We start from the raw sequence: 3,392 nt of genomic DNA, 5'->3' as shown, positions 1-3,392 counted from the left end.
GGTCGCGGTCGTTCGCAATCATCGGCTCCGGGGGCACCGGCTCCCGCGCCGCCTGTTCAGCGACCGCGCGAGCGGCCTGGTCCAGCGCCATCACCGCGTTGTCATAGCGCGCGGCGCGGTTCGGATCGCCTTCCAGCCACGTCGTGAAGGCTTCCCAATCCGCGTCGGGATCGGCCATGCGGAGTGCCCAGTCGAGCGCCTCGCCATCCACATCCTGCACTGCATCGCCCCCGCTGAACGCGCTCATCGGATTTCACCCTTAAGCTTCAACAGCGCTCGGGCGACCTCGCGCAGGTCGCTCTCCACGGTGCTGAGACTGACGCCGAACTCTTCCGCCACGCGGCGCTGCGGCGCGCCGTCGATCCGCACCCGGCGGAAGATCGCGGACTTGCGCTCCCCCATCGCGGCCAGGACCTGTGCAACGCGCGCTGCTTCCTGACGCGCGCTGACCTCCCGCTCGGGGCTGGGAACCGCGCTGTCGAACGGATGGCGATGGTCTTCCCATGCCTGGTCGCGACGCTCCGCCTGTCTGCGCGACCGGTATCGGTCGATCATCAGCAGGTCGGCGGCGCGAAACAGATAGGCCGCCGGGTTCGCGATCGGGCCGTCGGCGCGCGTCGAAACATTGATCCACAGATCGTGGACGAGATCTTCCGCTGCGTCGCCCGCGCCGCGCGCTTTCAGAAACCGGACGAGCCTGTCGCGATTGGCCAGATAGATGGTTTCGAGACCGGTGGGCGGCATGGTTTGGCGTGCGATCCGTGGCGAAGCGTCGGGCCTTCTAGCGGTCGCATGATGGAAGGAAAAGCCGTGCGTCTGCACCGCGCGGTCCGGTCCCTGCCCGCGCGGGCCGATCGGCAGGCGATCGTGCGTGCCCGACGCGGCCGACGCGGCGTCCGCCATGACCGGATCGACGGTGTCCGTTTCACTCCCCCCGCCGCGCATTCCGAAGTTCCCCATGGTTCATGAGCACGACGGAGACGCATGGGCGCAGCCTTGGCCGACGCCCCATAAAAGCGGCCATCGGACATCCAGCGCCTAGGCCGTCACATGGCCGCCGCCGAAGACGATCTGGTTGCGAACCTCCGGCTTGAACAGGCCGTAGAGGAACTTCCCGCCCTCTGCGCTGACGGCGTCGAGCGCGGCCAGATGCTCCCCAGCCAGCACGAGGTCGAGCGCGGCGACGTTGTCCGTGATCTGCTCGGCGCGGCTGACGCCCATCAGCGTGGCGGCAACCCCCGCACGGCCGACGACCCAGGCGAGCGCCACGCGCGCCGCGGTCTCTCCCATATCCGCGGCAACGCGCTTGACCGCGTCCACGATACGCCAGTTGCGATCGGTAAAAAGTGTATCACCAAATGGATTATCCCCATCAAGCCGCCCATCACCCTCCGCCCGCGCACCGGCTGCGCCACCGGCATTGGGCACCCCGCCCTGACGAACCGGCCCCGCTTCGACCGTTGCACGATCATATTTGCCAGTGAGCAACCCGTAAGCGAGGGGACTCCAGGGCACGAGACCCATTCCTAACGCTTTGGCCAGCGGCAGATGCTCGTCCTCGACGCCGCGCTCCACCAGCGAGTAGAAATATTGCAGGCCGACCGGCGCCGGAAGCATGTGCGCCCGTGCCAGCGTCGCAATTTCGGCCGCATACCAGGCGGGACTGTTGGACAGGCCCCAATAGCGGATCTTGCCCGCCGCAATGAGGTTGCTCATCGTCCGGAGCATTTCCGCTGCCGGCGTGATACCGTCCCAGATGTGAATCCAGTAAAGGTCAATGAAGTCGGTCCTCAACCGTTTCAGCGAACGATCGACAGCGGCGTGGATGTGCCGGGCGCCATTGCCGCCCTGGTGAAAACCCTCGCCGGTGTTGAAGCCCGATTTTGTCGCAATCACCAATCGATCGCGCAGCCCGGACTCCTCAACGAACCGGCCGACCATCTCTTCCGAAGCGCCGCCAGAATAGACATCGGCCGTATCGATGAAATTGCCACCAAGGCCGATATAGCGGTCGAACACGCCGCGGCTGGCATCGGCGTCCATGCCCCAGCGCGGCGTACCGAAGGTCATGGTGCCAAGCGCAAGGGGACTGACCAGCAGACCCGAAGCGCCGAGAGGGCGAAAGGATTCAAGATTCACGAATGACCTCCGGCTATTGGAAATATCAAAAGTGAATATGGATGGCATGCGCCCCTGAGATTAGCCGATGGGGGCTGCATGGGTTGCTGAAGGATTTTCACGGATGGACCGCGATCTTTGGTCGGGCCTCGCGATTTTTGCACAGATTGTGGAGGCGGGCAGCTTTGCCCGTGCGGCAAGGCGGCTTGGCCTGTCGGCATCGGCGCTCAGCCACGCGATGCGCGTGCTGGAAGCGAAACTGGACATCCGGTTGCTGGATCGCACGACCCGATCGCTGGCCCCCACGAGCGCTGGCGAGGCGCTGCTCGAGCGGCTGCGTCCGGCCATGGCATCGGTCGAAGAGGTTCTGGGCCTGCTGGACACGGCGCGTGACCGTCCGATGGGGCGGGTTCGGGTTAATGCCCATCGCCCGGCGGCGGTTCACATCATCCTGCCGCGATTGCCCGCGCTGTCGCGCGATTGTCCGGATGTTTCGGTCGAACTGGTCGTCAATGACGGCCTTGTCGATATCGTGGCCGAGCGGTTTGACTGCGGCGTCCGTCATGCGGAGGCGCTGCAGGGCGACATGATCTCGATCCGTATCAGTGATCCGGTGTCGTTGGTCTTTGTCGCTTCGCCGGGATATCTGGCGCATCATGGCTGTCCGGATCATGCCGAAGACCTCGGCCGGCACCGCTGCATCAGCTATCGCCATTCCACGTCGGGCACCGTGCATCGCTGGGAGTTCGAACGAAACGGGGTGACATCACAGCAGGCGGTGCCAACCAGCTTTGTCACCAATGATGTTGACGTCATGCGCGACGCAGCGCTGGCGGGCCTTGGCATTGCCTGCCTCATTACGGAGCAGGCTACGCCGCACCTGTTGTCGGGCGATCTGGTCAAAGTGCTGCCGGGCTGGGCGCCCGCGCTACCGCCCAATCATCTTTATTATCCAAGCCGGCGTCAGCCCACCGCTGCCTTCCGCGCCTTCCTTCACGCCATGCGAGACGGTTGAAGCTGCGGTCGGGACCGCGTTCGGGATACCATGATGCGCCGATCGCGCCTGCACGGCGGAAGGGAATGCGCGTCGACAAGATCCGGCATTTCAGGACGTTAACGGCTCTGTCTGGAAGGGCGTCCGTGCAGGAGATATGTTGTAAGCGCCCTGGCGGTTGCATATTGCGGCGACACGAAAAAGCCGCCTCGGGGTGGTCCCGGGGCGGCGTTTTTTTGTTTGGTTGCGGGGACAGGATTTGAACCTGTGACCTTCAGGT

At 64.8% G+C, this 3,392-nt stretch carries 3 protein-coding genes and 1 pseudogene; 1 reads left to right on the top strand and 3 read right to left on the bottom strand.

All coding sequences use genetic code 11. The features are described from left to right. From VL973_RS11000 to VL973_RS10990, 3 genes and pseudogenes are all read right to left on the bottom strand, one after another. Positions 1–247 (bottom strand): annotated as a pseudogene (locus VL973_RS11000) (hypothetical protein); the annotation flags it as partial. Continuing rightward, complete coding sequence (locus VL973_RS10995) at positions 244–903, bottom strand: RNA polymerase sigma factor (RefSeq protein ID WP_325284065.1); 660 nt, start codon at positions 901–903, stop codon at positions 244–246. The pseudogene VL973_RS11000 and the gene VL973_RS10995, both read right to left, overlap by 4 nt. A gap of 135 nt (positions 904–1,038) precedes the next feature. Beyond that, on the bottom strand, positions 1,039–2,187 hold the full coding sequence (locus VL973_RS10990) for an aldo/keto reductase (protein WP_325284064.1): 1,149 nt from the start codon (positions 2,185–2,187) through the stop codon (positions 1,039–1,041). Positions 2,188–2,242: 55 nt separating this feature from the next. Here VL973_RS10990 and VL973_RS10985 point away from each other — a divergent pair, with 55 nt between their 5' ends. Next, positions 2,243–3,133 carry a LysR family transcriptional regulator gene (locus VL973_RS10985; protein WP_325284063.1) on the top strand — a complete coding sequence of 297 codons (891 nt, stop codon included), beginning with the start codon at positions 2,243–2,245 and terminating at the stop codon, positions 3,131–3,133. The last annotated feature ends 259 nt before the right edge of the window (positions 3,134–3,392 follow it).

Source organism: Sphingomonas sp. (assembly GCF_035490575.1).
Taxonomy (GTDB): Bacteria; Pseudomonadota; Alphaproteobacteria; order Sphingomonadales; family Sphingomonadaceae; genus Sphingomonas.
This window is presented reverse-complemented; position numbering and strand designations above follow the sequence as displayed.